The 26095-nt window shown below is 66.4% G+C and carries 25 protein-coding genes; 7 read left to right on the plus strand and 18 right to left on the minus strand.

Features of this window, described 5'->3' with window-relative positions; genetic code table 11:
* Positions 1–61 precede the first annotated feature (61 nt).
* The 5 genes from hutC to CBM2588_RS14115 form a co-directional block, all read right to left on the minus strand.
* Entirely contained in the window at positions 62–823 is a 762-nt protein-coding gene (gene hutC / locus CBM2588_RS14095; protein WP_115681022.1) for a histidine utilization repressor, read from the minus strand.
* Between the two features lie 6 nt (positions 824–829).
* Positions 830–1609 carry an ABC transporter ATP-binding protein gene (locus tag CBM2588_RS14100; protein ID WP_012353726.1) on the minus strand — a complete coding sequence of 260 codons (780 nt, stop codon included), beginning with the start codon at positions 1607–1609 and terminating at the stop codon, positions 830–832.
* Positions 1606–2475: an ABC transporter permease gene (locus CBM2588_RS14105; protein ID WP_115681023.1), complete on the minus strand. Its 870-nt coding sequence runs from the start codon at positions 2473–2475 to the stop codon at positions 1606–1608. Before CBM2588_RS14105 ends, CBM2588_RS14100 begins: the two co-directional genes overlap by 4 nt.
* Before the next feature lie 28 nt (positions 2476–2503).
* A complete protein-coding gene (locus CBM2588_RS14110) occupies positions 2504–3472 on the minus strand; it encodes an ABC transporter substrate-binding protein (protein WP_115681024.1) in 969 nt (322 codons plus the stop codon).
* Positions 3473–3779: 307 nt separating this feature from the next.
* A complete protein-coding gene (locus tag CBM2588_RS14115) occupies positions 3780–4802 on the minus strand; it encodes an NAD-dependent epimerase/dehydratase family protein (protein WP_115681025.1) in 1023 nt (340 codons plus the stop codon).
* 9 nt (positions 4803–4811) lie between these two features.
* Between CBM2588_RS14115 and CBM2588_RS14120 the strand changes: the two genes are divergently transcribed.
* Together CBM2588_RS14120 and CBM2588_RS14125 are read left to right on the plus strand one after the other, a co-directional pair.
* On the plus strand, positions 4812–5870 hold the full coding sequence (locus CBM2588_RS14120) for a CDP-6-deoxy-delta-3,4-glucoseen reductase (protein ID WP_115681026.1): 1059 nt from the start codon (positions 4812–4814) through the stop codon (positions 5868–5870).
* A gap of 280 nt (positions 5871–6150) precedes the next feature.
* Positions 6151–7338, plus strand: coding sequence for an acetylornithine transaminase (locus CBM2588_RS14125; RefSeq protein WP_115681027.1), 1188 nt, complete (start codon positions 6151–6153; stop codon positions 7336–7338).
* Positions 7339–7581: 243 nt separating this feature from the next.
* On the opposite strand, the gene CBM2588_RS14130 is transcribed toward CBM2588_RS14125, so the two are convergent.
* The 7 genes from CBM2588_RS14130 to CBM2588_RS14160 all read right to left on the minus strand — a co-directional run bounded on the left by CBM2588_RS14130 (position 7582) and on the right by CBM2588_RS14160 (position 14694).
* Positions 7582–8298, minus strand: a complete 717-nt coding sequence (locus CBM2588_RS14130; protein WP_115681028.1) for an ABC transporter ATP-binding protein — start codon at positions 8296–8298, stop codon at positions 7582–7584.
* Positions 8299–8330: 32 nt separating this feature from the next.
* The gene (locus CBM2588_RS14135; protein WP_062801615.1) at positions 8331–9107 is read right to left on the minus strand and encodes an ABC transporter ATP-binding protein; all 777 of its coding nucleotides are present in this window, start codon (positions 9105–9107) and stop codon (positions 8331–8333) included.
* 13 nt (positions 9108–9120) lie between these two features.
* On the minus strand, positions 9121–10278 hold the full coding sequence (locus CBM2588_RS14140) for an ABC transporter permease subunit (RefSeq protein WP_115681029.1): 1158 nt from the start codon (positions 10276–10278) through the stop codon (positions 9121–9123).
* 13 nt (positions 10279–10291) lie between these two features.
* Positions 10292–11227: a branched-chain amino acid ABC transporter permease gene (locus CBM2588_RS14145; RefSeq protein ID WP_115681030.1), complete on the minus strand. Its 936-nt coding sequence runs from the start codon at positions 11225–11227 to the stop codon at positions 10292–10294.
* Positions 11228–11439: 212 nt separating this feature from the next.
* Entirely contained in the window at positions 11440–12651 is a 1212-nt protein-coding gene (locus tag CBM2588_RS14150) for a branched-chain amino acid ABC transporter substrate-binding protein (RefSeq protein WP_115681031.1), read from the minus strand.
* Positions 12652–13204: 553 nt separating this feature from the next.
* A complete protein-coding gene (gene ispH / locus CBM2588_RS14155; RefSeq protein ID WP_115681032.1) occupies positions 13205–14170 on the minus strand; it encodes a 4-hydroxy-3-methylbut-2-enyl diphosphate reductase in 966 nt (321 codons plus the stop codon).
* 35 nt (positions 14171–14205) lie between these two features.
* Positions 14206–14694, minus strand: a complete 489-nt coding sequence (locus CBM2588_RS14160) for an FKBP-type peptidyl-prolyl cis-trans isomerase (protein WP_012353738.1) — start codon at positions 14692–14694, stop codon at positions 14206–14208.
* Between the two features lie 102 nt (positions 14695–14796).
* On the opposite strand from CBM2588_RS14160, the gene radC reads away from it, so the two are divergent.
* The 4 genes from radC (at position 14797) to nadB (ending at position 17848) form a co-directional block, all read left to right on the plus strand.
* Positions 14797–15483 carry a RadC family protein gene (gene radC / locus CBM2588_RS14165; protein WP_115681033.1) on the plus strand — a complete coding sequence of 229 codons (687 nt, stop codon included), beginning with the start codon at positions 14797–14799 and terminating at the stop codon, positions 15481–15483.
* Between the two features lie 190 nt (positions 15484–15673).
* The gene (gene rpmB / locus CBM2588_RS14170) at positions 15674–15907 is read left to right on the plus strand and encodes a 50S ribosomal protein L28 (protein WP_006575661.1); all 234 of its coding nucleotides are present in this window, start codon (positions 15674–15676) and stop codon (positions 15905–15907) included.
* Positions 15908–15920: 13 nt separating this feature from the next.
* Positions 15921–16091, plus strand: a complete 171-nt coding sequence (rpmG, locus tag CBM2588_RS14175; RefSeq protein ID WP_010814980.1) for a 50S ribosomal protein L33 — start codon at positions 15921–15923, stop codon at positions 16089–16091.
* Between the two features lie 164 nt (positions 16092–16255).
* Positions 16256–17848 (plus strand): L-aspartate oxidase, encoded by a 1593-nt coding sequence (gene nadB, locus CBM2588_RS14180; RefSeq protein WP_115681034.1) that lies wholly within the window; start codon positions 16256–16258, stop codon positions 17846–17848.
* 72 nt (positions 17849–17920) lie between these two features.
* On the opposite strand, the gene nadC is transcribed toward nadB, so the two are convergent.
* The 6 genes from nadC to purN form a co-directional block, all read right to left on the minus strand.
* Positions 17921–18784: a carboxylating nicotinate-nucleotide diphosphorylase gene (nadC, locus tag CBM2588_RS14185; protein WP_115681035.1), complete on the minus strand. Its 864-nt coding sequence runs from the start codon at positions 18782–18784 to the stop codon at positions 17921–17923.
* A complete protein-coding gene (nadA, locus tag CBM2588_RS14190) occupies positions 18781–19935 on the minus strand; it encodes a quinolinate synthase NadA (protein WP_012353742.1) in 1155 nt (384 codons plus the stop codon). The genes nadC and nadA overlap by 4 nt, the downstream gene beginning before the upstream one ends.
* A gap of 126 nt (positions 19936–20061) precedes the next feature.
* The gene (locus CBM2588_RS14195; protein ID WP_062801624.1) at positions 20062–21252 is read right to left on the minus strand and encodes a DesA family fatty acid desaturase; all 1191 of its coding nucleotides are present in this window, start codon (positions 21250–21252) and stop codon (positions 20062–20064) included.
* A 393-nt stretch (positions 21253–21645) separates the two neighbouring features.
* A complete protein-coding gene (locus tag CBM2588_RS14200; RefSeq protein ID WP_115681036.1) occupies positions 21646–23043 on the minus strand; it encodes a mechanosensitive ion channel family protein in 1398 nt (465 codons plus the stop codon).
* A 58-nt stretch (positions 23044–23101) separates the two neighbouring features.
* Complete coding sequence (locus CBM2588_RS14205; protein ID WP_115681037.1) at positions 23102–24505, minus strand: RsmB/NOP family class I SAM-dependent RNA methyltransferase; 1404 nt, start codon at positions 24503–24505, stop codon at positions 23102–23104.
* Positions 24502–25170 carry a phosphoribosylglycinamide formyltransferase gene (gene purN / locus CBM2588_RS14210; RefSeq protein WP_115681038.1) on the minus strand — a complete coding sequence of 223 codons (669 nt, stop codon included), beginning with the start codon at positions 25168–25170 and terminating at the stop codon, positions 24502–24504. Before purN ends, CBM2588_RS14205 begins: the two co-directional genes overlap by 4 nt.
* Positions 25171–25423: 253 nt before the next feature.
* On the opposite strand from purN, the gene CBM2588_RS14215 reads away from it, so the two are divergent.
* Positions 25424–26083: a response regulator gene (locus CBM2588_RS14215; protein ID WP_012353747.1), complete on the plus strand. Its 660-nt coding sequence runs from the start codon at positions 25424–25426 to the stop codon at positions 26081–26083.
* Positions 26084–26095: the final 12 nt, after the last annotated feature.

Here is a 26095-nt window from a genome sequence, read left to right on the forward strand (position 1 = left end):
GTATGTTCCTGTCTATACAGCTTAGGTAAAAATTTGAGGTAACAGGCGGATTCTCGTGGAATCAGCCGAAAGCGGGGTTGCCGTCGGCACGGAAGCGACTGCCGAGGCGATAGCGGTTGCCCGGATGCAGGCAGCGCACGAAAGTCACCGGCACGCCGTTGGTCCAGGTGCGGCGGGTCAGCATCAGGCAGGCCTGCGTGGGCGCCATTTCCAGCTGCGCGGCCTGCTCCGGCGTGGCGGCGATGGCGTCGACCACATGCTCGACCTGGTCGTAGGGCACGTGGCGCAGCAGGTATTCGCCGGGCTGGGTCTCGCGGAAATCCTGCGTGATGAAATCGGGCGCCACGCGCGGGTTGACGTAGCGGTCCTCCAGCTGCACCGGCACGCCGTCCTCGCGGTGCACGCACACGGAGTGGAACACCGACTCGCCGGTGCGCAGCTCCAGCGCCGCGGCCACCTCGATCGATGCCGAGACACGCTCCACCAGGATCACGTCGCAGGCGTAGTCGTGCCCGCGCATGCGGATCTCGTCCTGCAGGTTGACCACCGACAGCAGCGTCGACTGCGGCTTGTGCTCGGCGACGAAGGTACCCACGCCGGCCACGCGCACTACCCGGCCCTGCTCCTGCAGTTCGCGCAGCGCCCGGTTGACGGTCATGCGCGAGACCCCGAAGCGGTTCACCAGCTCCTGCTCCGACGGCACCCGGTCGCCCGGCTGCCACGCGCCGCTCTGGATCTGGCGGGCGATGTACTCCTTCACCTGCTGGTAGAGCGCGGTGGGAGAGGCAGAAGCGGATGTCGGGGTACCGGCGGCGTGGTTCATAAGGTCTTAGTGCTCGGCCGCGGCCATGGCCTCGGCGCGGATTTCCTCGGTCAGCCGCGCCTTGAGCGCGGAGAACTCCGGCGTAGTCTTGATCGTGTAATGGCGCGGATGCGGAAAATCGACCGCGATCTCGCTCTTGATCCGACCCGGCCTGGCTGAAAACACCGCCACCCGGTTGGCCATGAAGATGGCCTCGTCGATATCGTGGGTCACGAATAATACCGTCTTGCGCGACGCCTCCCAGATGCCCAGCAGCAGCTCCTGCATCAGCACGCGGGTCTGGTTGTCGAGCGCGCCGAACGGTTCGTCGAGCAGCAGGATCTTGGGATCGTTGGCCAGCGCGCGCGCAATTGCGGTGCGCTGCTGCATGCCGCCGGACAGCTGCTTGGGAAAATGGTGCTCGAAGCCGCGCAGCCCCACGCGCTGGATGAAGAAGTCGCTGCGCTCCTTCTGCTCGGCCGCGCTCATGCCGCGCTCGCGCAGGCCGAAGCGCACGTTCTGCTCGATCGTCAGCCACGGGAACAGCGTGTACGACTGGAACACCATGCCGCGGTCCGCGCCGGGCGCGAACACCGGCTGGCCGTCGAGCAGCACGCGCCCGCTGGTCGGGGTATCCAGCCCCGCGACGATGCGCAGCAGCGTGGACTTGCCGCAGCCCGACGGGCCCAGGATGGTGACGAAGTCGTTGTCGCGCACCTCGAAATCGACCGGCTGCAGCGCCAGGGTCTGGCCGCCGCGCGGGTTGGAGAAGGTCCGCGAGACCTGCTGGATGGACAGTGCGCTCATTGGATCGAACTCCACGGGAACAGGCGCTGGTTGGCGCGCTTGAAGACAAGGTCCGAGACCAGGCCGATGCAGCCGATCACGATGATGCCGAAGATGATCTGCCCGGTATTGAGCAGCGCCTGGCTGTCGGTGATCATGTGCCCGATGCCCGACGACGAGCCGATCAGCTCGGCCACGATCACGTAGGTCCAGGCCCAGCCCAGCACCAGCCGCAGGATCTCGGCGATTTCCGGCGCCGCGCCCGGGATCAGCACGCGGCGCACGATGCCGGCACTGTTGGCGCCCAGCGTGTAGGCCGCCTCGACCAGGTCCTTGCGCGCGCCGCCGACCGCCACCGCCACCATCAGCACGATCTGGAAGAACGAGCCGATGAAGATCACCAGCAGCTTCTGGGTCTCGCCGATGCCGGCCCACAGGATCAGCAGCGGGATGAAGGCCGACGCGGGCAGGTAGCGGCAGAACGACACGAACGGCTCGAAGAACGCTTCGGCCGCCTTGTACGCGCCCATGAAGATGCCCAGCGGCACAGCGATCACAGCCGCCAGCACGAAGCCGCCGACCACCCGCCACACCGTCATGCCGATGTCGCCGATGAAGTTGTACTCGGTGAACAGGGTCATGCCCTCCCTGGCCATCGTCAGCGGATCGGCCAGGAACGTGCGCGGCACGAAGCCGCCCAGCGTCACCACGGCCCACACGCCGAAGAACAGCACGAAGAAGGACAGGCCCAGCATCCAGCGGGTGTTGGGCGCCACCGGCACCAGCGGTGCCAGCCACGGATGGCGCCGGCGCAGCGGCGCTTCCCCGCTAGCGGGGGCCGCCACGGCGGCAGCCGGGGCGGGTGAACCAATACGGGCTTGCGTCATGACGTCACGCCTCCTGAAAGCTGCCGGGTTACTTGAGGAAACGCGCGTCGTACAGCTTGGTCACGTCGGGCACCTGGCGGATCACGCCGATGTCCAGCAGCACCGCGGCGGCTTCCTTGCTGAAGCTGGCGAGCTCGCCCTCGAAGAATTTCTTGTTGGCCTCGCGGTCCTGCCAGCGCAGGTAGGCCGACGACTTGGCGAACTGCTCGCCGGTCTGCTTGACCGCCGCGCCCATGATGTCGTTGGCCTTGGCCGGCTCCTTGCGGATCATCTCGAGCGCCTCGAAGTAGCTGTCGACCAGCGCCTGCGCGGCCTTGGGATTGTCCTTGAGCCACTTGGGGGCGCAGCCGAGCGTGTCGGTCACCATCGGATAGTCGAGCGTGGTGGCCAGGATCTTGCCCTTGTCCGGGTTCTGGCGCACCGTCGACAGATACGGCTCGTAAGTCATGGCGCCATCGTTCTGGCCCGCGACGAAGGCCTGCGCCGCCGCCTGCGGCGACAACGTGGTGGTCTTGACGTCCTTGAGCGACATGCCGTTCTTCTTGAGCATCCAGGCCAGGCCGAAGTACGGCGCGGTGCCCGGCGCATCGACGCCGATGGTCTTGCCCTTCAGGTCGGCAAAGCTCTTCACGTCGGCGCGCACGGCCAGGCCGTCGGCGCCGTAGGACTTGTCGAGCTGCACGATCTGGGTGATGGGCACGCCATTGGCATTCCAGGCCACGTGGGTTTCCACGGTGGTGGCCGCGCACTGGATCGCGCCGGAGGCCAGCGCCAGGTGGCGGTCCTTCTGCGGGATCATCTTGATCTCGACGTCGACGCCGTTCTTCTTGAAGATGCCGGCCTTGTCGGCCAGCGTCAGCGGCGCAAAACCGGTCCAGCCGCTCATGCCCAGCGTCACCGGCGTGTTCTGCGCCTGCGCCGCGCCGGCTGCCAGGGCCGCAGCCAGCACCGCCACCTGCCCTGCCACCCGACCGCGAAACCTGCTTGGATTCCTCATCTGTACGCTCCTTTGGTGTGTCCGTCGACGGCAGGCCATGCGTGTGGCCGTGCTCGTTTTCGGGCATTAAACAATGCCTGTATATACAAGTCAACGTAGGGCTTCCACCAAGCAACCAGGCGGATAATCGCCTTAAAAAGCGCATTCTGGCGCGGAACCCGCAACCAGGCGCTGCACCGTCCTGGATCCGGCCGCAAGTGCCGGCACCAGTCAGGCGCGTGGAAAGTGTTGCTGTATAGACAGGATCGAGACGACGCTGTGGGGTAGCAAGCCTCGTGCCAGCGGCACGAGGAGCCGGGTGGAGGTATCAGGCGCCGAAGAAGTCGGCGACGGTGGGATAGCGCAGCCGCAGGCGCAGTTCGCGCTTGAGCCGCCGGTTGTCGAGCCGGCGCGACTCGCTCATGAAGCTCAGCAGGGTCTTGTCGATCACCTGCAGCGCCTCGCCGCGCGTGATGCGCGGCGGCCGCGGCAAACCGCGGCGCTCGGCCACGAGGTCGAAGTAGTCGGCCATGCGCAGCTCGGTATCGTCGCTGGCGTGGACAACGCGCTGCGGGCGGCCGCGGAACAGCGCCGCCACCATGATGCGGGCGAGGTCGTCGGCATGGATGTGGCTGGTGTAGACGTCGTCCTGCGGCACCAGCGCCGGCGTGCCGCGCTTGAGCCGCGCGAGCGGCAGGCGATCCTCGGCGTAGATGCCGGGGATGCGCACCACGCTGGCGCGCCAGCCGGCGTCGCGGCCGAAGGCGCGCACCGCCTGCTCGGCGGCGACGCGGCGGCGCGCGCGGGCGGTCTGCGGCCGCACCGCATGGAATTCGGCCACGCGCGCGCCCTGGCGGTCGCCGTAGACGCCGGTAGTACTGGCGTAGACAAACGTAGCGCGGGGCCGGGGACGGTCGGGTAGAATGGCGGGCTCGCCGGGCAGCATGCCGGCAGCCGTCCTGGCGCGGCGCCCCGTAGTCCGGCGCCATGCCGTCCGGCGCAATGCGGCGAGCAGCGCACGCGTGCGCGGATCGCCTTCGCCCTGCCCGGGTGGCGGCGCCAGGTCCAGCACCCGCGTGGCCAGCCCGCGCAGCCGTGCCAGCGTGGCCGGCCGGTCCAGGTCCGCCACCAGCGGCACAGAGCCGGCGGCGCGCAGTTCGGCGCGGCGTGCCGGCTGCGAGGTCACGGCGAAGACACGCATGCGCGACGACAGGATTCGCAGGCAGCGCGTCCCCACATCCCCGCAGCCGACGATCAGCAGGCGCGGGCGGCCCAGCCGGCGCGATGGCGCCGGCAGTTGCGGCGGTTGTGAAAGGCGCGGGGCCTGCAGCTTCGACAGAATTTGGCTCATAGACCGATTATGGCTTATCAAGTAACCGTCATGCCCAGCGGCCACAAGTTTGAAGTGGCCGCGGACGAAACCATCCTCGGCGCGGCCCTGCGCCACAGCATCGGGCTGCCCTACGGCTGCAAGAACGGCGCCTGCGGGTCGTGCAAGGGCCGCGTGCTCGAAGGCAGCATCGTGCAGGGCGACCATGCCCCGTCGGCGCTGACCGCGCAGGAAAAAACCGAGGGCCGCGCGCTGTTCTGCTGCGCCAATGCGACCTCGGACATCACCATCGAATGCCGCGAAGTCCACGGCGCCGGCGACATCCCGATCAAGAAGGTGCCGTGCCGCGTGACCTCGCTGGAACGCCTGGCCGACGACGTGATCGCGATCAAGCTGCAGCTGCCGGCAACCGAGCGCATGCAGTACCTGGCCGGGCAATACGTCGAATTTCTGCTGCGCGACGGCAAGCGCCGCAGCTATTCGATCGCCACGCCGCCGCACGAGGACGGCCCGATCGAACTGCATATCCGCCATATGCCGGGCGGCGCCTTCACCGACTACGTGTTCGGCGCGAAGGAAGGCCAGCCGGCGATGAAGGAGCGCGACATCCTGCGCTTCGAGGGCCCGCTGGGCAGCTTCTTCCTGCGCGAGGAATCGGACGCGCCGATCATCCTGCTGGCTTCCGGCACCGGCTTCGCTCCCATCAAGGCCATCGTCGAGCATGCCGCCTACACCGGCATCCAGCGTCCGATGACGCTGTACTGGGGCGGCCGCCGGCCCAAGGACCTGTACATGCATGCGCTGGCCGAGCAGTGGGCGCGCGACCTGCCCAGCTTCAGCTACGTGCCGGTGGTCTCCGACGCGCTGCCGGAAGACAACTGGCAGGGCCGCACCGGCTTCGTCCACCAGGCGGTGATGGCCGACTTCCCCGACCTGTCGGGCCACGAGGTCTACGCCTGCGGCGCGCCGGTGATGATCAACGCCGCGCGCGGCGACTTCACCCGCCAGTGCAAGCTGCACGAAGACGCGTTCTTCGCCGACTCGTTCACCTCCGAGGCCGACCTGCACGCGGCCCCGCCGGCGGCCTGAGGGCCGCCCGCGCGCCGTTCCGCCAGCGCAACAATGCCCGGGCTCGCCAAAATTGGTTTTGACACCCGGGCCCGTGCGCCTTATATTTGCCCGCATGCACACGACCTTCAACCGACGCCGCAGCTTCCGTACGTCGCTCCCCGCTGGGGTGCCGCGCGGCTGACCGTCGACTGCGTCTGTTCATGTCAACGAGCCACGGGCAACCCCCGTGGCTTTTTGTTTTGGTTGCGTCTTGCGCGCCCGTCCGTCCATCGTTACACGCCGACCCCTGGAGTCCGCCATGGCTTTTGCTGAGTATCCCGTCCAATCCCTGATGTACATCACCAACCGCCCCGAACTCGTGTTCACCGAAGGCAAGGGCTCCTGGCTGACGGATCACAACGGCAAGCGCTACCTCGACTTCGTGCAGGGCTGGGCGGTGAACTGCCTGGGCCATTCCAACCAGGGCATGATCGACGCGCTGGTGGCCCAGTCGCACAAGCTGATCAACCCGAGCCCGGCCTTCTACAACGAGCCGATGCTGAAGCTGGCCAAGCAGCTGACCGACCACAGCTGCTTCGACAAGGTCTTCTTCGCCAACAGCGGCGCCGAGGCCAACGAAGGCGCGATCAAGCTGGCGCGCAAATGGGGCCGCAAGCACAAGGATGGCGCCTTCGAGATCATCACCATGGACCACAGCTTCCATGGCCGCACGCTCGCCACCATGAGCGCGTCGGGCAAGGCCGGCTGGGACACCATCTTCGCGCCGCAGGTGCCGGGCTTCCCCCGCGCCGAACTGAACGACCTGGCCTCGGTCGAGCAGCTGATCACCGACAAGACCGTCGGCATCATGCTGGAGCCGGTGCAGGGCGAAGGCGGCGTGATCCCCGCCACGCGCGAATTCATGCAGGGCCTGCGCGCGCTCGCCGACAAGCACAAGCTGCTGCTGATCGTCGATGAAGTGCAGGCCGGCTGCGGCCGCTGCGGCACGCTGTTCGCCTATGAGCTGGCGGGCGTCGAGCCGGACATCATGACGCTGGGCAAGGGCATCGGCGGCGGCGTGCCGCTGTCGGCGCTGCTGTGCAAGGCCGAGGTCGCCAGCTTCGAGGCCGGCGACCAGGGCGGCACCTACAACGGCAACCCGCTGATGACCGCGGTCGGCAGCGCCGTGATCGAGCAGCTGACCGCGCCCGGCTTCCTGGACGAGGTCAAGGCCAAGGGCGACTACCTGAAGGAGCAGCTGCTGGCGCTGTCGGCCGAGTTCGGCCTGGGCGGCGAACGCGGCGAGGGACTGCTGCGCGCGCTGCTGCTGGGCAAGGACATCGGCCCGCAACTGGTGGAGGAAGCGCGCGACATGGCCCCGCAGGGCCTGCTGCTGAACGCGCCGCGCGCCAACCTGCTGCGCTTCATGCCGGCGCTGAACGTCACGCGCGAAGAGATCGACCAGATGATCGGCATGCTGCGCACGCTGCTGAAGAAGCTGGCCTGATCCTCCAGGTAGCTGCAGACAAAAAAAGCCTCGCATTACGCGAGGCTTTTTGCTTTGCAGCCGGGACGGCGCCGCAGAGGAGTGAGGGAGAGGGCCAGCACCGCAGAACCCGCGCACACCGGCCGAGCCGGTCCGCGCGGGGCCCCGCGGCAAGGGGAAAGGCCTTGCGCCTGCGGGCGCCCGCCCTCTCCCTCACCCCTCTTGCGGCAGCGGGGTGTCGGAGCCGGGGCGGCGGCGCGCCGCTTACTCGCCCAGATAGGCGGCCCGCACCTTGGGATCGTCCAGCATCTGGCTGGCATCACCGCTCATGGTGATCAGGCCGGATTCCATCACGTAGCCGCGGTGCGCGGCCTGCAGCGCCAGGCGCGCGTTCTGCTCGACCAGCAGCACGGTCACGCCCTGCGCCGAGATGTCGCGCACGACCTCGAAGATCTTCTCCACCATGATCGGCGACAGGCCCATCGACGGCTCGTCCAGCAGCAGCACCTTGGGCTGGCTCATCAGCGCGCGCGCCATCGCCAGCATCTGCTGCTCGCCGCCCGACATGGTGCCCGCCAGCTGGTTGGCGCGCTCCTTCAGGCGCGGGAAGATGCCGAACATGCGCTCGACGTCGGCCTTGATGCCGGCTTCGTCGTTGCGCGTGTAGGCGCCCATCTGCAGGTTCTCGGTGATGGTCATGCGCGCGAACACGCCGCGGCCTTCCGGCACCATCGCCAGGCCCTGCTTGAGCAGCGCGTAGCTGGGCACGCCCTTGATCGACTTGCCCATGTATTCCACGTCGCCGCCGGCCCAGCCCTGCAGGCCGGTGATGGCCTTCATGGTGGTGGTCTTGCCGGCGCCGTTGGCGCCGATCAGCGTGACCAGCTCGCCGTCGCGGATTTCCAGGTCGATGCCCTTGACGGCCTGGATGCCGCCATAGGCAACCTTCAGGCCGGAGATCTTCAGTACTGTCTGTTTCATTGCAGGCTGATTCATTACGTCCGCTCCCGCCATCAGTGCGCCGAGGTGCCGAGGTAGGCCTCGATCACCGCGGGGTTGTTCTGCACCTCGTGCGGCAGGCCCTGGGCAATCACCTTGCCGTAGTCCAGCACCGTCAGGCGGTTGCACAGGCCCATCACCAGCTTCACGTCGTGCTCGATCAGCAGGATGGTCTTGCCATCGTTCTTGATCTTGTCGAGCAGGCCGCGCAGCTCAACCTTCTCGGTCGCGTTCATGCCGGCGGCGGGCTCGTCCAGCGCCAGCAGCTTGGGCTCGGTGGCCAGCGCGCGCGCGATCTCGAGCCGGCGCTGGTGGCCGTACGACAGGTTGCGCGCGGTGAAGTTGGCGTACTTGCCGATGCCGACATAGTCGAGCAGGTCATGCGCCATGTCTTCGATGCCCTCTTCTTCGCGCCGCACCGAGGGCGGGCGGAAGATCGCGCCGAACACGCCGGCCTTGGAGCGCACGTGGCGGCCGACCATCACGTTCTCGAGCGCGGTCATGTCGCCGAACAGGCGGATGTTCTGGAACGTGCGCGCAATGCCGGCCTTGGCCACTTCATGCACGGCGGTCGGCTGGTAGGGCTTGCCGCCCAGCACGAACTCGCCCGAATCCGGCGTGTAGAGGCCGGTGATCACGTTGAAGAACGTGGTCTTGCCGGCGCCGTTGGGGCCGATCAGCCCGTAGATCTCGCCCGGCTTGATCTGCAGGCCCACGTCGGACAGGGCCTGCAGGCCGCCGAAACGCTTGTTGACCCCCTGTACCGACAGGAGGAAATCGTTGTTGCTCATGTTGTCCTCCTGGTCAGAAACGGCCCACGCTGCCCGCGCGGCGCACCACCGGGCGGTCTTCCTTGCGCGGCGACGGCCAGATGCCGGCCGGGCGGTACAGCATCACGCCGACCAGGGCCAGGCCGAACAGCAGCTGGCGCAGCACCTCGGCATCGACGATCACGTGGCCGAACACACCGGTCTGGATCGGCTCTGCGACCACGCGCAGCAGTTCCTGGAAGCCCACCAGCAGCACGCCGCCCAGGATCACGCCCGGGATATGGCCCATGCCGCCCAGCACCACGATCGCCAGCACGTAGATCGATTCCCACAGCGTGAACGACTCCGGCGAGACGAAGCCCTGGAACGCGCCGAACACCGCGCCCGAGGCGCCGCCGAACGACGCGCCCATGGCGAACGCCAGCAGCTTGATGTTGCGGGTGTTGATGCCCATCGCCTTGGCGGCGATCTCGTCTTCGCGGATGGCAACCCAGGCGCGGCCGATGCGCGAGGTCTGCAGGCGCAGGCACACGAACACGATCACGATGACCAGGAACACCAGCAGGTAGTAGTACATGAACACCGGCGAGAACTTGAGCCCGAAGATCTCGTGCGACTTCGAGAAATCGAAGCCGAAGATATGCACGGGGTCGACCGCGGTGATGCCCTTGGGACCGTTGGTGATGTTCACCGGGCGGTCCAGGTTGTTCATGAAGATACGGATGATCTCGCCGAAGCCCAGCGTGACGATGGCCAGGTAGTCGCCGCGCAGCTTGAGTGTCGGCGCGCCCAGCAGCACGCCGAAAGTGGCGGCCACCAGGATCGCCAGTGGCAGCACGAACCACATCGACAGATGGATGCCAGTCGGGAACAGCTGCTGGATCCACTCGAACTGGTTCGCCAGGTGCGGCGAGCCGAGCAGCGCCATCATGTAGGCGCCCACCGCGTAGAACGCGATATAGCCCAGGTCGAGCAGGCCGGCAAAGCCGACCACGATGTTCAGGCCCAGCGCCAGCATGATGTACAGCAGCGCAAAGTCCAGCACGCGGACCCAGTAGTTGCCGCCCAGGGTCTGGACGATGAACGGTGCGCACAGCGCCACCACCAGGAAGCCAATCAGTGCGGCCAGGGTCTTGGCCGGCACCTTGGTCGGCGCCGCGACTGCGGCCGTGGATGGAATCGGGGTATTCATGGATTCGCTCTCCTCAGGCGCGATCCGCCACGCGTTCGCCCATGATGCCGGACGGACGGAAGACGAGCACGGTGATCAGTACGATGAAGGCAAAGACGTCCTGGTAGTTCGAGCCGAACACGCCATTGGTCAGGTCGCCGATATAGCCGGCGCCGAGCGCCTCGATCAGGCCCAGCAGCATGCCGCCGACCATGGCGCCCGCGAGGTTGCCGATGCCGCCCAGCACCGCGGCGGTAAACGCCTTCAGGCCGGGAATGAAGCCCATGTAGAAGTGGGCGTTGCCGTAGTTGGTGGCCATCATCACGCCGGCCAGCGCGGCCAGCGTGGCGCCGATCATGAAGGTGGCGGAAATGACGAAATTGGGGTTCACGCCCATCAGGCCGGCCACCTTCTGGTTCTCGGCGGTGGCGCGCATGGCGCGGCCGAGCTTGGTGCGGTTGACCAGGGCCAGCAGGCCCGACATTACCATCACGGCCATGCCGATGATGACCATCTCCTTGCCGGTGATGGTGGCGCCGGTGGCGCCGATGTCGATGGGTTCCGAGGGCAGCAGCTGCGGGAAGGTCAGCGGGTTGCGCGACCAGATCAGCATGCCCGCCGTCTGCAGGATGATGGAAACCCCGATCGCGGTGATCAGCGGGGCCAGCCGTGGCGCATTGCGCAAGGGCCGGTAGGCGACCCGCTCGATCGAATAGGACAGGATCGCGCAGACCGGCATGGCGACCAGCGTGGCGATCACCAGCGTCAGCCATTCCGGCAGGCCGGGGGCGAACTTCTGCAATCCGAGGATGGCTGACAGGGCGGTCAGCGCGCCGATCATCAGCACGTCGCCGTGGGCGAAGTTGATGATGCCGAGAATGCCGTAGACCATGGTGTAGCCCAGTGCGATCAGCGCATAAATGCTGCCAAGCACCAGACCGTTCACGATCTGCTGGATAAAGATATCCATGAAAACTCCTGCTTCAGTCCCTGACCTTACGGCATGGTGTGGATGCCGGGGGGACCCTGGTGTGTGATGGGTAACGTTGCGGTGGTTGCTTTGCTGGTGAGCGGCCTGCCCTGCTCCATCCATGGTAAGGATGCTTCTACATTAGGCGAGGCTAAAAAGAACGGCACCGCAAAATACTCACGGTGCCGTTCGGATGGGCCGGTAAGCCCAGATTACATCTTCACGACGTCGAGGACGGACTTCTTCTTGTCCTTGTACTCGTACAGCGTGATGGTGCCTTCCTTCATGTCGCCCTTCTCGTCAAAGGCGATGTTGCCGATCACGCCCTTGTAGTTGGTCTTGGGCATTTCGGCCAGGATGGCAGCCGGTTCGGTCGAGTTGGCGCGCTTCATGGCATCGACGATAACCATCACGGCGTCATACGTGAACGGCGCGTAGATCTGCACCGGCGCGTTGAAGCGGGCCTGGTAGCGCTTGTCGAAATCCGCGCCCTTCTCCATGCGCGACAGGGCCAGGCCTGCCTCGGAGCAGATGATGTTGGTCACGGCCTCGCCGGCCAGTTCGGCCACCTTGTCGGTACAGACACCGTCGCCGCCGACGATCTTGGCGGGGATGCCCAGTTCACGTGCCTGCTTGGCGAACGGGCCGCCGGTGGCGTCCATGCCGCCGTACATGATCACGTCCGGCTTCTTGCCCTTGATCTTGGTCAGGATGGCCTTGAAGTCGGTGGCCTTGTCGTTGGTGGCTTCACGCGCCACCACGTTCACGCCGGCCGCCTTGGCGGTCTTCTCGAACTCGTCGGCCAGGCCCTTGCCGTAGGCGGTGGCATCGTCGACGATCGCCACGCTCTTGGCATTCAGGGTCTTGGCGGCATAGTTGGCCAGCGCCGGGCCCTGCTGGGCATCGGTGGCGACCACGCGGTAGGTGGTCTTGAAGCCCTGCTTGGTGTAGTCCGGGTTGGTCGACGACGGCGAGATCTGCACGATGCCGGCGTCGCTGTAGATCTTGGACGCAGGGATCGACACGCCCGAGTTCAGGTGGCCGACCACGGCCGCCACCTTGGCGTCGACGAGCTTTTGCGCCACGGCGGTGCCGGTCTTGGGATCGCCGGCATCGTCTTCACCGACCAGTTCCAGCTTGACCTTCTTGCCACCGACTTCCGGGCCGGACTTGTTGACTTCTTCCACGGCCAGGCGGGCGCCGTTTTCGTTGTCCTTGCCAAGGTGCGCGATGCCGCCGGTCAGCGGGGCCGCGTGGCCGATCTTGACGACGACCTCGCCACCACCGGCCGCAGGCGCTGCGGGAGCCGCGGCTGCCGGCGCCGAAGAGGCCGGATCCGCCGGCTTGTCTTCCTTCTTGCCGCAAGCTGCGACCAGCGCCACTGCGGCCGCGATCGGCAGAATCTTGGCAAACGTGATTTGCATGAGTGATCTCCTAGGATTCACAAAAACAGGGATTTGCAACGCCTCCCGGACGTTTCCCTGGACCGCCGTTGTTTAGTTTCAATTTGAAACGCGCGCATTGTATCCCCTTTCTTAGTCGATGCAATACGCGACGCAACATCCTTGACCATTTACCGCGCATTTGAGCTAGGGAATTTCCCCAATGCACAGATTGCGGCAATTCCCGCTCACATGACGCGGCCGCCCCTCCTTCTTACAAGAACCGTGCCTGCGGCGCCCCAGGCGGCAAGGAAGCAGCGCCGGCACCACCTATAATGCACCATTATTAATTAGGCGTTTCATTTACATAGTCTGGTGCTTCTCTCTAATGTGCAGAATGTAGCGCCGCACCATAATAGGGAAAACCCCAGCTTCGGGGATTACCCTGATTAGCGCCAGGCACGAATGGCGGGCACCCCAGGCACCAGCAGCGGGCATTATTCCCGGTCCGGCACAGGGCAGAAACAAAAAAGGCGCCGCAACCGCGGCGCCCTTTATCAGGCCAGGCATTCAGGCGGGCATGCCCGCGCCATACTCAGGCGGCTGCGCTGGTGGGCAGCAGCCCGCGCGGCAGCGGGAACGCCATGTTTTCCTCGATGCCGTCGAGCGGACGCACCTGGCGCGCACCGAGTTCGCGCAGGCGCTCGACGATGGACTGGGCCAGCGCTTCCGGCGCCGAGGCCCCGGCGGTCAGGCCGATGCGGCGCTTGCCGGCGACCCACTCGGGCCGCACCTGCTCGGGCGCGTCCACCATATAGGCCGGCACGCCCAGGCGCTCGGCCAGCTCGCGCAGGCGGTTCGAGTTGGAGCTGTTGGGACTGCCGACCACGATCACCACCTCCACCTGCGGCGCCATGAACTTCACCGCGTCCTGGCGGTTCTGCGTGGCATAGCAGATGTCCTGCTTCTTGGGCTCGCGGATCTCGGGGAAGCGGGCCTTGAGCGCGGCCACGATCTCGCGGGTCTCGTCCACCGACAGCGTGGTCTGGGTGACGTAGGCCAGCCGCGACGGATCGGCGATCTGCAGCGCCGCGACATCGGCGACCGACTCGACCAGCACCATGCCGCCGTTGGCCTGGCCCATGGTGCCTTCGACCTCGGGATGGCCGCGATGGCCGATCATCACGATCTCGCAGCCCTGCGCGCGCAGCTTGCTGACTTCGACATGCACCTTGGTCACCAGCGGGCAGGTTGCATCGAAGACGTGCAGGCCGCGCCGGGCCGCGTCTTCGCGCACTTCGCGCGACACGCCGTGGGCGCTGAAGATGACGGTGGCGCCGGCGGGCACCTCGTCGAGTTCGCCCACGAACACCGCGCCCTTGCGGCGCAGGTCGGCCACCACATACGCGTTGTGGACGATTTCATGGCGAACGTAGATGGGCGCGCCGAAGCGCTCGAGCGCGCGCTCGACGATCTCGATGGCGCGGTCCACGCCGGCACAGAAGCCGCGCGGCTGGGCCATCAGGATTTCTGCGTCGGGGGCGGGGGTCAGGTCGGGCATGCTGCGGTATCCGGACAGGTTCGGCGTGGCGACGTTCAGAGAATGCCGATCAGCTGCACGTCGAACAGGATGGTCTGCCCAGCCAGCGGATGGTTGAAGTCGAACAACGCGGCGGTCTCGCCGATTTCCTTGAGCACGCCGGCGTACTTGCCGCCGCCGGGCGCGTTGAACTCGACCAGGTCACCCGGGCTGTAGTCCTCTTCGAACGAACTGTTCTCGCGCAGCGTGGCCAGCGACACCCACTGCAGCAGTTCGGCGTTGCGCGGGCCGAAGGCCTGCTCGGGCGCCAGGCGATAGGTCATGCGCTCGCCTTCGGGCATGCCCAGCAGCGCCTGCTCGAGCGTCGGCGCGAACTGGCCCTGGCCCAGCAGCAGCGTCGCGGGCTTTTCCTCGAACGTGCTGACGACCTCGGTGCCGTTCTCGAGCGCGATGCTGTAGTGCAGGGTCAGGAAGGAGTCGGCCTGGACAGTCTTGCGGCCAGCCGTGCCGCCGTCGGCTTCCGACGCGAAAGTTTGCAAATTCATGGGTGATCAACCAGGGAACAACCCGTATTGTATTCGACTGGCCCCTGGCCCGCCGCCCCAGCGCCTCAGGCCCTGTTCCCGACGCGACTACTCTGGATGCCCATGACCATTGCCAAATGGCCCGCCTGCGAGCGGCCCCGCGAGAAACTGCTGGAAAGCGGCGCTGCCGCCCTGTCTGATGCCGAGCTGCTGGCCGTCCTGCTGCGCGTGGGCGCCGCCGGCAAAAGTGCCGTGGACCTGGCACGCGAGCTGCTGCACCGCTTCGGCTCGCTGACCGCGCTGTTTGCGGCCGAGGGCGAGGCGCTCGCCGGCGTGCGCGGCATGGGCACGACCAAGTTCGCCCAGTTGCAGGCCATCCCCGAGCTGGCGCGACGCGCGCTGGCCGAGTCGCTGCGGCTGCCGGCCGGCTTCGACTCTCCGGATTCGGTGCGCAGCTACCTGCGCCTGACCCTCGCACCGCTGCAGCATGAAGTTTTCATGTGCCTGTTCCTGGATCCCGGCAACCGCATGGTGGCCAGCGAAGAGCAGTTCCGCGGCACGCTGACGCGGACCTCGGTCTATCCACGCGAGGTGGCGCGCCAGGCCCTGACGCATAACGCGGCCGGCATCATCGTCGCCCACAACCATCCGCGCGGCACCACGGCCCCCAGCCAGAGCGATATCCACCTGACGCGCGAGCTGGCGCGCACGCTCGACCTGATCGACGTGCGGCTGCTGGACCATTTCATCGTCGCGGGGCACGAAATCCGCTCGCTGGCGGAATCCTGCGAGCGCCTGCCAGGGCTGTGACGGCTACGACACCAGAGGAGCAGGGCTGCAACACTGCCGGGGCCGGAGCGCAGAAAGCATTGATCCGCTGGAGGAATCCGGTCTATAATGCCCGTTTTGCTGAAGTCTCAACCGCTGCAGTCCGGGCCCGCGCGCCTTTTGTTGATCTGTTGCGAACATTGTCCACGAATAGAAGATTTAGGAGTGCTTCATGGCACGCGTCTGTCAAGTGACCGGGAAAGCGCCGATGGTCGGCAACAACGTTTCCCACGCAAACAACAAGACCAAGCGCCGTTTTCTGCCCAACCTGCAGAATCGTCGTTTCTTCGTTGAATCCGAAAACCGCTGGGTGAGCCTGCGCGTCTCGAACGCCGGCCTGCGCCTGATCGACAAGAAAGGCATCGACTCCGTGCTCGCCGACCTGCGCGCACGCGGCGAAGTCTAATTAGGAGTACATCATGGCAAGCAAGGGCGGCCGCGACAAGATCAAGCTGGAATCGACCGCAGGTACCGGTCACTTCTACACCACCACCAAGAACAAGCGCACCATGCCGGAAAAGATGGAGATCATGAAGTTCGATCCCGTCGCCCGCAAGCACGTCGCTTACAAGGAAACCAAGATCAAGTAATTGATCCGGTATCCCGCCAGAAAGCCCCGCCCTGCCGCGGGGCTTTTTGTTGCCCATCGATGGCGCATCGGCGCTGCGTACTGATGCACGGGATGGCGCGCCGGGTGTAGACTTTGCCGTTTCCCCCAATCTGCCAAGCGCCCTGCCCGCGCTCTCCTTGCACCATGAATTTCGACGTCGCCATCGTCGGCAGCGGCCTGGCCGGCCTTACGGTCGCATTGCAACTGGCCGAAACCCACCGGGTGGCCATCCTCAGCAAGCGCGCCATGACCCAGGGCGCCAGCGACTGGGCGCAAGGCGGCATCGCGGCGGTGCTGGACTCCGGCGACAGCCACGACGAACACACCCAGGACACGCTCGTTGCCGGTGCAGGGCTATGCGATGAAGAGGCCACGCGCTTTATCGTGGAGCATGGGCGCGAGGCCATCCAGTGGCTGATCGACCGGGGCGTGCCCTTCACCCGCGACGCGCAGGCCGAGCTGGGCTTCCACCTGACCCGCGAAGGCGGCCATAGCCGCCGGCGCATCATCCACGCCGCCGACGCCACCGGCCATGCGGTGGTCAGCACGCTGCTGCAGCAGGCCACGCAGCACCCGAACATCACCATCCTGGAAGACCACTTCGCGATCGACCTGATCACGTCGCGCAAGATGGGGCTGCCGGGCAACCGCTGCTACGGCCTCTACGTGCTGGACGACCGCACTGGCGCAGTGCACACCATCACCGCCACGCACACCGTGCTGGCCGCTGGCGGTGCGGGCAAGGTCTACCTCTACACCACCAATCCGGACACGGCCACCGGCGACGGCATCGCCATGGCCTGGCGCGCGGGCTGCCGGGTGTCGAACATGGAATTCATCCAGTTCCACCCCACTTGCCTGTACCACCCCTACGCCAAGTCTTTCCTGATCTCCGAAGCGGTGCGCGGCGAAGGTGGCCTGCTCAAGCTGCCCGACGGCACGCGCTTCATGCCCGAACACGACGAACGCGCCGAACTGGCGCCGCGCGACGTGGTGGCGCGCGCGATCGACTTCGAAATGAAGAAGCGCGGGCTGGACTGCGTCTATCTCGATATCACGCACCAGCCCGAGGCCTTCCTGAAGGAACACTTCCCGACCATCCATGCGCGCTGCCTGGAACTGGGCATCGACATCACGCGCGAGCCGATTCCGGTGGTGCCGGCCGCGCACTACACCTGCGGCGGCGTGGTGACGGACACCATGGGCCGCACCGATATCGGCGGTCTCTACGCCGTGGGCGAGACCGCCTGCACCGGCCTGCATGGCGCCAATCGGCTGGCTTCGAACTCGCTGCTCGAATGCATGGTGATCGGCCGCGCCGCCGCCGCAGACATCGCCTCGCAGGACAAGGCCGGCGCGCCCAATATCGCGCTGCCGGCGTGGGACGAGAGCCGTGTTTCCGATGCCGACGAAGAAGTCGTGGTGTCGCACAACTGGGACGAGCTGCGCCGCATGATGTGGAACTACGTCGGCATCGTGCGCACCAGCAAGCGCCTGGAACGCGCGCAGCACCGCATCGTGCTGCTGCGCGAGGAGATTGCCGAGTACTACGCCAATTTCCGCGTCACCACCGACCTGCTGGAACTGCGCAACCTGGTCGAAGTGGCTTCGCTGATCGTGGACAGCGCCTATTCGCGGCATGAAAGCCGCGGACTGCATTTCAGCCGGGACTATCCTGATTCATTGCCGAAGGCTCTGCCGACGGTGATGCAGCCGCCTGCCGGCCGCAAGCGTTGACGACGCGTTTGCCAAGCAAAACGGGGTGGCGCCGCATGGCCCACCCCGTTATTCATTTGGCCGGAACAACCCTCAGCCGATGATCCGCAGCGAGTAATCCGTCGCGCGCACGTCCTTGGTCAGCGCGCCCACCGAGATCCGGTCGACGCCGGTCTCGGCAAAGGTGCGGATGGTGTCGGCATTGACGCCACCCGAAACCTCCAGCAGCGCCCTGCCCTGGTTGATCTTCACGGCGTCCTGCATCATCGGCACGGTGAAGTTGTCGATCAGCACCGACGTGGCACCGGCCGCCAGCGCTTCCTCCAGTTCGGCCAGGCTCTCGACCTCGATCTGCACCGACGCCTGCGTATCGAGCGCCAGCGCCGCCCGCATCGCCGCGCCGATGCTGCCGGCCGCGGCGATATGGTTTTCCTTGATCAGGATGCCGTCATACAGCGCGAGGCGCTGGTTCGCGCCGCCGCCGATGCGTACCGCGTACTTCTGCGCCAGGCGCAGCCCGGGCAGTGTCTTGCGAGTATCGAGCACGCGTGCACGGGTGCCGGCGATCAGGTCGGCGTAGCGGCGCGTCACGGTGGCCACGCCGGACAGCAACTGAAGGAAATTCAGCGACGGGCGTTCGGCGGTCAGCAGCGAGCGCGCCGGGCCCGTGATCTCGCAGACCACCGAGTCTGGTGCCATGCGGTCGCCTTCCTGCTGCAGCCAGCGCACTTCCAGCGCCGGGTCGACCGCGCGCATGCACGCGTCGAACCATGGCTGGCCGCACAGCACCGCCGACTCGCGCACGATCACGCGCGCGTGCGCGGTCTTGTCCGCCGGCACCAGCAGGCCGGTCAGGTCGCCGCTGCCGACATCCTCGGCGATCGCGGCCTCTACATTGGCCTGCAGCGCTGCCTGCAGCGCCGGGCCATAGCTATCGAAAACCGGATTCACGCTCATGCCGGGCCGATCCCCTGGAACAGCGCCTGCTCGTTGGCGAGGTCGGCGGACGGACGTACATTGCGCTTCTGCGCGGCAGCGAAATCCAGCATGCGGTTGATGCAGGTTACGGCCTGGCGGCCGATCACGGGATCGACATGGATCTCGTTGCGGCCAGTCTCCAGCACCTCGGCCAGGTTGGTCAGCGCGTTCATCGCCATCCATGGGCAGTGCGCGCAGCTCTTGCAGGTCGCGCTGTTGCCGGCGGTCGGCGCCTCGATGAAGTGCTTGCCGGGCGCGGCCATGCGCATCTTGTGCAGGATGCCGTTGTCGGTGGCGACGATGAACTCGGTTGCGTCCAGCTTCTGCGCGGCCTCGATCAGCTGCGAGGTGGAGCCGACCACGTCGGCCTGCGCCACCACGTTCTCCGGCGATTCCGGATGCACCAGGATCTTGGCGTTGGGGAATTCGCGGCGCAGCAGGTCCAGCTCGATGCCCTTGAACTCGTCGTGCACCAGGCAAGAGCCCTGCCACAGCAGCATGTCGGCGCCGGTCTGCTTCTGGATATAGCTGCCCAGGTGCTTGTCCGGTGCCCACAGGATCTTCTTGCCCTGCGCGTGCAGGTGCTCGACGATCTTCAGCCCGATGCTGGAGGTCACCATCCAGTCCGCGCGCGCCTTCACCGCGGCGCTGGTGTTGGCATAGACCACCACGGTGCGGTCGGGGTGCGCATCGCAGAAGGCGGCGAACTCGTCGGCCGGACAGCCCAGGTCGAGCGAGCAGGTCGCGTCCAGGTCCGGCATCAGCACGGTCTTCTCGGGGCTGAGGATCTTGGCGGTCTCGCCCATGAAGCGCACGCCGGCCACCACCAGCGTCCTGGCTTCGTGGTCGCGGCCGAAGCGGGCCATTTCGAGGGAGTCGGAGACGCAGCCGCCGGTTTCCTCGGCGAGGTCCTGCAGGTCGGCGTCGACGTAGTAATGCGCCACCAGCACCGCATTGCGCTCCTTCAGCAAGCGGCGGATACGCGCTTTCAGCGACTGCCGCTCATCGGGCGACAGCACCGGCGGCACCTTGGCCCAGGCATGGGCCACGCAGCTGGCGCCAGCGGCGTTTTGGGCACCCGCCAGGTTCGGCTTCTCGAACTCGACGGTCTTGATCGATTGTGGGGTCATCTCCGGGTACTCCTCTAGACCTCCGCCAACAGGGTGCGGCCGGCCAGAACATGGGGGAGTTTATCTAAAACAAAAGCCCCGCCATGGGCGGGGCTTTGTCAAACCATACGGCGCGGCCGAATTGTATCAGGCGTAGCGGCGCAGGCGCAGCGAGAAATCGTGCAACGCCTGGATACCGCTGGCCTCGGCACGGTGGCACCAGGCCTGCAGCTGCTGCAGCAGCTGCTCGCGCGTCAGGTTGGAACGGCCCCAGATGGCGGCCAGTTCACGGCGCATTTCAACGAAGGTCTGCAGCGCCTTGTTCTGCTCGACGATGCTCGCCAGCTGCTCGCGCTGCTGCGCGGCCAGCTTGGTTTCTTCGCGGTGGAACCACTTGCTGGCGGGCTTGAAGCTGCGGTACTCGGCGACGCGGCCTTCCTTGAGCTTTTCCAGTTCCTGGCGGAACGCGCCCTTGACGGCCTTGGCGTAGCGCGCCATCACGTCATAGCGGTTGGCGATGATGGCTTCCAGCGTGTTGTGGTCGACCGGACGGGCTTCCACCAGGCGCGCCTTGGGCGGGATCTTCTTGACCTTGGCCAGGCCCACCGCCTGCATCGCGCGGATATAGCCCCAGCCCACGTCGAACTCATACCACTTGATCGAGAACTTGGCCGAGGTCGGGTAGGTGTGGTGGTTGTTGTGCAGCTCTTCGCCGCCGATGATCAGGCCCCACGGCGACACGTTGGTCGATGCGTCCTCGCAATCGTAGTTGCGGTAGCCCCACCAGTGGCCCAGGCCATTGATGATGCCGGCGGCATGGATCGGGATCCACAGCATCTGCACCGCCCACACGGTCATGCCGATCACCCCAAACAGCGCCAGGTCGATGATCAGCATCAGGCCGACGCCCTGCCAGGTGAAGCGCGAGTACAGGTTGCGCTCGATCCAGTCATTGGGGCAGCCATGGCTGAACTTGGCGATGGTTTCCTTGTTCTTGGCCTCGGCACGATACAGCTCTGCACCTTCCAGCAGCACCTTGCGGATGCCGCGGGTCTGCGGGCTGTGCGGATCGTCCTCGGTTTCGCACTTGGCGTGGTGCTTGCGGTGGATGGCGGTCCACTCGCGCGTGACCATGCCCGTGGTCAGCCACAGCCAGAAGCGGAAGAAGTGCTGCGCGATGGGGTGCAGGTCCAGCGACCGGTGCGCCATGCAGCGATGCAGGAAGATGGTGACGCCGGCGATAGTGATATGCGTCATCACCAGCGTGTAGATGACGATCTCCCACCAGGTCCAGTTGGCAAGGCCGTTGGCGGCCCAGTCAAGAATAGTGTCGAACAAACTGTTCTCCGTCGGTTAAACAGGGACTTTCCCGTGCAATCCGGCTGGGGCCGGTACACACAACGCGCAGAAAAAATAGCTGCGAATCTATTGATTGCGATAGCTGTCTGGCGCTTGCCACGGGACCCGAAGTCGCTCCGGGCTCCCCCAGGGCAGGCACGCGGGGCGCCGGCCGTGGCTAGCGGCTCATGAAGCGAGCCGGGTACGAGCCGCTGCAATCTGGCGGCTGTCTGATGTGGGAGCGGGATGTCTCAACCCGCGACAACCCGGCATTCTACCGGATCGCCGAGGGCGCAAGCATACGCTATTTCCCGGATTTGGACGGGGTGCAACGGTTTTCGTTCCACGGGTGGCGCATCCGTCGCCCGCTCTGTGTTCCCCTTGCCGGGGAGTTCAGGAGGCGTTTGCAGCCTCTGGCAAAATGCTTGCCTTCGGACCGCCGGGGCCCCCAGGCAGCGTCTCATGCATCACACGGAGTTCGCGCTGCGGGTACGGAATGGAGATGCCGTGCTCGCGCAGCGTACGCCAGATGGCGCGGTTCATCGCCGATTGCACCCCAAGCTTGCCGTTCTGCGGATCGGCCACGAACACCGCGACTTCGTATTCGATGCCACTGTCGGCGAAAAGCACCAGGAAGGCCGCGGGCTCAGGGTCGGGCAGCACGCGCGGCAATGTGCGCACGCATTCGGTCAGCAGCGCGATCACGGTCTCGGGATCGGCGCTGTAGTCGGCTTGCACGCGTGTCGCCACGCGCACGTTGGTATTCGAGAACGAATGGTTCTGCACCGACTGCGCCACCAGCTGCTCGTTCGGCACCAGCGTCTCGCCGTCGCCGTTGCGCACCACGGTGTAGCGGGTGCGGATCTGCGACACGATGCCGGTGTACTTGTCCACCGTGATCTGGTCGCCCAGCTTGACCGAGCGGTCCAGCAGGATGATAAAGCCCGAGATGTAATTGCTGGCGATCTTCTGCAAACCCAGCCCCAGGCCCACGCCCAGCGCGCCGCCGAAGACCGACAGCACGGTCAGGTCGATGCCCACCAGCGACAGGCTCAGCAACAGCGACACCAGCAGCAGCAATGCCTTGGAAATCCGCGTCAGCACCACCTTCAGGTTGCCGTCGAGGTTGGCCGAACGCATCAGCCGCTCTTCCAGCCACGAGCCGAACCACAGCGCCACCAGCACGGTCAGCAGGATCCAGACCACCGCCATCAGGGTCTCGGCCACGCTGATCTTCTGCTTGCCGCCGATCGAGAAGCGCACGCTCTCCATCCAGCCCACCACGTCGCCGAGCACGCCCAGCACGTACAGGGCCATGCCCACCCAGACCAGCGTGGTCAGCACCTTTTCCACCAGCAGCAGCATGCCGTGCAGCTGGCCGCTGCCGGACATGACGCGGCGCAGCACGTAGAAGGTGAAATTCAGCGCGGTGATGCCGAACAGCGGCACCAGCGCCAGCCGCAGCACGCTGACCGGGATCAGCGGCGCCAGCGCAAAGCGGGCCACCAGCACCAGCGCCCAGCCGGCCAGCGGGAACATCGCGCGCTCGAGGCTGGCGGCGGCAAAGCGCACGGAGAAGCTGGAGGCCTCGTAGCGGGCCTCCAGCCGCCGCACCACGAAGCGCGCCAGCGGCCACGCCACCAGCAGGCAGCCGGCCAGCACCAGCAACTGCCAGAAAAAGCCGGGGCCGCCGGCATCGCGGATCAGGTCGTCCAGCATCTTGCCGAACATCGAATGCGAGGCTTTCAGGTCCTTCAGGCCGCCGAGGTCGGACAGGGTTTCACCGTTCATGGTGCAGGTTCAAAGTTGGCCGCCCGCGCGCGGCGGGCGGCGCGGCTGGAAACCGCGATCAGCTGGTGCGCTCCAGCACCGCGGCAAAGAAGCCATCGGTCTGGTGCAGGTGCGGATACAAGGCGAACATGCCGTTGTCCGGCAGGCCCGGCACTTCGATCTTCTGCTCGGCCAGCACTTCGGCGGCCGGCACCAGGCGGAAGTTCGGGTGCGCGGCGAGGAAATCGCGCACGATCTGCTCGTTCTCGGCTTCGAGCACGCTGCAGGTCGCGTACACCACGCGGCCGCCGCCCTTCACCAGCCGCGCCGCGGAGTCGAGGATCGCGGTCTGCTTGGCGGTCAGTTCCAGCACCGACTCCGGCGATTGCCGCCACTTCAGGTCAGGGTTACGGCGCAGCGTGCCCAGGCCGCTGCACGGCGCATCCACCAGCACGCGGTCGGCCTTGCCGGCCAGGCGCTTGATCTTGGCGTCGCGTTCGGAGTCGATCAGCACCGGATGGACGTTCGACAGGCCGCTGCGCGCCAGCCGCGGCTTCAGGTTGGCCAGGCGCTTCTCCGATACGTCGAAGGCATAGAGCCGGCCGGTCGAGCGCATCGCCGCGCCCAGCGCCAGCGTCTTGCCGCCGGCGCCGGCGCAGAAGTCGACCACCATCTCGCCGCGCCGCGGCGCCACCAGGCTGCACAGCAGCTGGCTGCCTTCGTCCTGCACCTCGACCAGCCCGTTGACGAAGATCGGCAGCTGGTTCAGCGCCGGCTTGCCGGCCATGCGGATGCCGGCCGGCGCCATCGGCGTGGGCTCGGCGCCCAGGCCCGCGGCCTGCAGCTCGGCCAGCGCGGCCTCGCGGCTGGTCTTGCCCAGGTTGACGCGCAGGTCCAGCGGCGCCGGGCGCAGCCAGGCGTCGCCCAGGGCCGCGGCAAAGGACTCGCCATGCTGGCGCACCAGTTCGTCGTACAGCCACTCGGGCAGGTTGGCGCGCACGCGCGGCGCGAGGCTGGAGCGCTCGATGGTGGTCAGGCGGTCCAGCCACTCGGCTTCATCGGGATAGAGGAACGGCGACAGCGCATCCCGGCCCAGCGTCGCCGCCAGCCCCAGCAGCGCCAGCCGGCGCGAGGCCGCGCCGGTGCCGCTCTCGGCGAACTGGGCAAACTCGACGCGCCGGCGCAGCACCGCGTAGATCGCCTCGGCAATGATGCCGCGCTCGCGATGGCCGAGCTTGGCGTTTTCGCGGAAGTAGTAGCTGACCACCGCATCGGCGGGACGCGCGAACAGCATCACCTTGCCCAGCAGGCGATCGATATGCTGGATATGGGTGGCATGCAGGCCGCCATGCGTGCGCACCGGGGCGCCGTTGGCGCCACCGGCATTGGGCGACTTGCGGATCGGGCTGCTCTTGCCCTTGCTGCGCGCGGGGGCGCGGCCCTCGCCGCGCGGGGAACGGTTTCCTGCCTGGGTACGGCTCATGCCTGGACTCCTGCCGCCGGGGTCGCGGCGGAGATGGCCATCAGCAATTGCGGTTCGGCCGGGTTGATAACGTTGACGACGCCGTTCTGGAGCTGCAGCCGGTCCTCGACGAACCACTGCACGGCGCGGGGGTAAATCACGTGCTCGCAGGCGAGCAGGCGCTCGGCCAGGGTCGCGGGCGTGTCCGCCGGCAGCACGTCGAGCGCGGCCTGGATCACGATCGGGCCATGGTCCAGCTCCGGGGTCACGAAATGCACGGTCGCGCCATGCAGCTTGACACCGGCATCCAGCGCCTGCTGGTGGGTATTCAGGCCGGGGAAGCACGGCAGCAGCGACGGATGGATATTCAGCAGCCGGCCCGCGTAGCGGTCGACGAAGCCGGGCGTGAGTATACGCATGAAACCCGCCAGCACCACCAGATCGGGGGCATGGGCGTCGATGGCCGCGGCCAGCGCCGCGTCGAAGGCGGCGCGGTCTGGATACTGGCGATGGTCGACCACGCCGGTTTCAAGGCCTTGCTGGCGCGCAAACTGCAGGCCCGCGGCGTCCGGCCGGTTCGACAGCACCGCCGCCACGCGGGCGGGCCAGCCGCCGTCCGCGCAGGCACGGACGATGGCTTCCATATTGGAGCCTCGCCCGGAAATCAAGATGACAATTTTTTTCATCGCGCAATTCTACCAAGGCAAGGCGCTAAACTCCGGTAAAGCCAAACCAGTACGTGCTTAATTCACGAGATCCGGACACGCGCCGATTAACTGGCCTGTGGTAGCGAAGCCGTATAACCCGATTGATGGATTGTGACGCTTCGCCCCCTCTGCTAGAGTGGGCCCTACGTCCACGCGCCATTCCTGTGCATGACACAGGTTCTCCGGAGAGGTGACAACAAGGACGAAACGGGATATTTGAACGGGAATTCGCATGTCGAACGCTGCACCGACGTTGTTGGTGGTCGATGATCATCCTATGGCCTTGTCAGGGACCACCGCCTTCCTGGCCGAAGTCATGCCGGATGTGGCAGTCCATGCCGCCGGCAGTGCCCGCGAGGCGCTGGCCAGCCTGCAGCAAGGCTTGCGCCCCGATATCGTGCTGCTCGATATCTGGCTGAATGACGGTACCGGCTTCGATGCCATGCAGACCTTCAAGACCGTCATCCCGGGCGCGCGCTTTATCTTCATGTCGGCCGAGGCCACCCCTGAAATCGTCGGCCGCGCCCGTGCGCTGTCGGCGTGCGGCTTCGTCGGCAAGCACCTGGACGCCAATGCCTTCACTGCCGCGGTGCGCAAGGTGCTGGCGGGCGACACCGCCTTCCCCACCGACGAAGCCCTCAACGGCCGCGCGCAATCGTTCGGGCCGGCCCACGGCATTCCGGTCACGCCCGCCGAACTGGGCCTGACGCCGCGCCAGGGTTCGGTGCTGGCGCTGGTGCTGGAAGGCCTGCCGAACAAGGTGATCGCGCGCCGGCTCGGGCTGACCGAGAACACTGTCAAGGAACACGTGTCCGCCATCCTGCAGCGCCTGGGCGTGCGCACCCGCATGCAGGTGATGTCGCGCATGGAACGGTTCCGGCTGCGCCAGTAAGGCGCGCCACGG

This window comes from Cupriavidus taiwanensis (assembly GCF_900250075.1).
Taxonomy (GTDB): Bacteria; Pseudomonadota; Gammaproteobacteria; order Burkholderiales; family Burkholderiaceae; genus Cupriavidus; species Cupriavidus taiwanensis_C.

What these genes read in the sequence shown, in the direction of transcription:
- nadC (WP_115681035.1), bottom strand. Translation starts at nt 18,784, where the DNA reads ATGAGCGTGAATCCGGTTTTCGATAGCTATGGCCCGGCGCTGCAGGCA.
- CBM2588_RS14160 (WP_012353738.1), bottom strand. Translation starts at nt 14,694, where the DNA reads ATGAATTTGCAAACTTTCGCGTCGGAAGCCGACGGCGGCACGGCTGGC.
- ispH (WP_115681032.1), bottom strand. Translation starts at nt 14,170, where the DNA reads ATGCCCGACCTGACCCCCGCCCCCGACGCAGAAATCCTGATGGCCCAG.
- CBM2588_RS14110 (WP_115681024.1), bottom strand. Translation starts at nt 3,472, where the DNA reads ATGAGGAATCCAAGCAGGTTTCGCGGTCGGGTGGCAGGGCAGGTGGCG.
- CBM2588_RS14115 (WP_115681025.1), bottom strand. Translation starts at nt 4,802, where the DNA reads ATGAGCCAAATTCTGTCGAAGCTGCAGGCCCCGCGCCTTTCACAACCG.
- CBM2588_RS14120 (WP_115681026.1), top strand. Translation starts at nt 4,812, where the DNA reads ATGGCTTATCAAGTAACCGTCATGCCCAGCGGCCACAAGTTTGAAGTG.
- radC (WP_115681033.1), top strand. Translation starts at nt 14,797, where the DNA reads ATGACCATTGCCAAATGGCCCGCCTGCGAGCGGCCCCGCGAGAAACTG.
- CBM2588_RS14100 (WP_012353726.1), bottom strand. Translation starts at nt 1,609, where the DNA reads ATGAGCGCACTGTCCATCCAGCAGGTCTCGCGGACCTTCTCCAACCCG.
- CBM2588_RS14125 (WP_115681027.1), top strand. Translation starts at nt 6,151, where the DNA reads ATGGCTTTTGCTGAGTATCCCGTCCAATCCCTGATGTACATCACCAAC.
- CBM2588_RS14135 (WP_062801615.1), bottom strand. Translation starts at nt 9,107, where the DNA reads ATGAGCAACAACGATTTCCTCCTGTCGGTACAGGGGGTCAACAAGCGT.
- hutC (WP_115681022.1), bottom strand. Translation starts at nt 823, where the DNA reads ATGAACCACGCCGCCGGTACCCCGACATCCGCTTCTGCCTCTCCCACC.
- purN (WP_115681038.1), bottom strand. Translation starts at nt 25,170, where the DNA reads ATGAAAAAAATTGTCATCTTGATTTCCGGGCGAGGCTCCAATATGGAA.
- nadA (WP_012353742.1), bottom strand. Translation starts at nt 19,935, where the DNA reads ATGACCCCACAATCGATCAAGACCGTCGAGTTCGAGAAGCCGAACCTG.
- CBM2588_RS14205 (WP_115681037.1), bottom strand. Translation starts at nt 24,505, where the DNA reads ATGAGCCGTACCCAGGCAGGAAACCGTTCCCCGCGCGGCGAGGGCCGC.
- CBM2588_RS14130 (WP_115681028.1), bottom strand. Translation starts at nt 8,298, where the DNA reads ATGAAACAGACAGTACTGAAGATCTCCGGCCTGAAGGTTGCCTATGGC.
- CBM2588_RS14150 (WP_115681031.1), bottom strand. Translation starts at nt 12,651, where the DNA reads ATGCAAATCACGTTTGCCAAGATTCTGCCGATCGCGGCCGCAGTGGCG.
- CBM2588_RS14105 (WP_115681023.1), bottom strand. Translation starts at nt 2,475, where the DNA reads ATGACGCAAGCCCGTATTGGTTCACCCGCCCCGGCTGCCGCCGTGGCG.
- CBM2588_RS14140 (WP_115681029.1), bottom strand. Translation starts at nt 10,278, where the DNA reads ATGAATACCCCGATTCCATCCACGGCCGCAGTCGCGGCGCCGACCAAG.
- CBM2588_RS14145 (WP_115681030.1), bottom strand. Translation starts at nt 11,227, where the DNA reads ATGGATATCTTTATCCAGCAGATCGTGAACGGTCTGGTGCTTGGCAGC.
- CBM2588_RS14200 (WP_115681036.1), bottom strand. Translation starts at nt 23,043, where the DNA reads ATGAACGGTGAAACCCTGTCCGACCTCGGCGGCCTGAAGGACCTGAAA.
- rpmG (WP_010814980.1), top strand. Translation starts at nt 15,921, where the DNA reads ATGGCAAGCAAGGGCGGCCGCGACAAGATCAAGCTGGAATCGACCGCA.
- CBM2588_RS14215 (WP_012353747.1), top strand. Translation starts at nt 25,424, where the DNA reads ATGTCGAACGCTGCACCGACGTTGTTGGTGGTCGATGATCATCCTATG.
- rpmB (WP_006575661.1), top strand. Translation starts at nt 15,674, where the DNA reads ATGGCACGCGTCTGTCAAGTGACCGGGAAAGCGCCGATGGTCGGCAAC.
- nadB (WP_115681034.1), top strand. Translation starts at nt 16,256, where the DNA reads ATGAATTTCGACGTCGCCATCGTCGGCAGCGGCCTGGCCGGCCTTACG.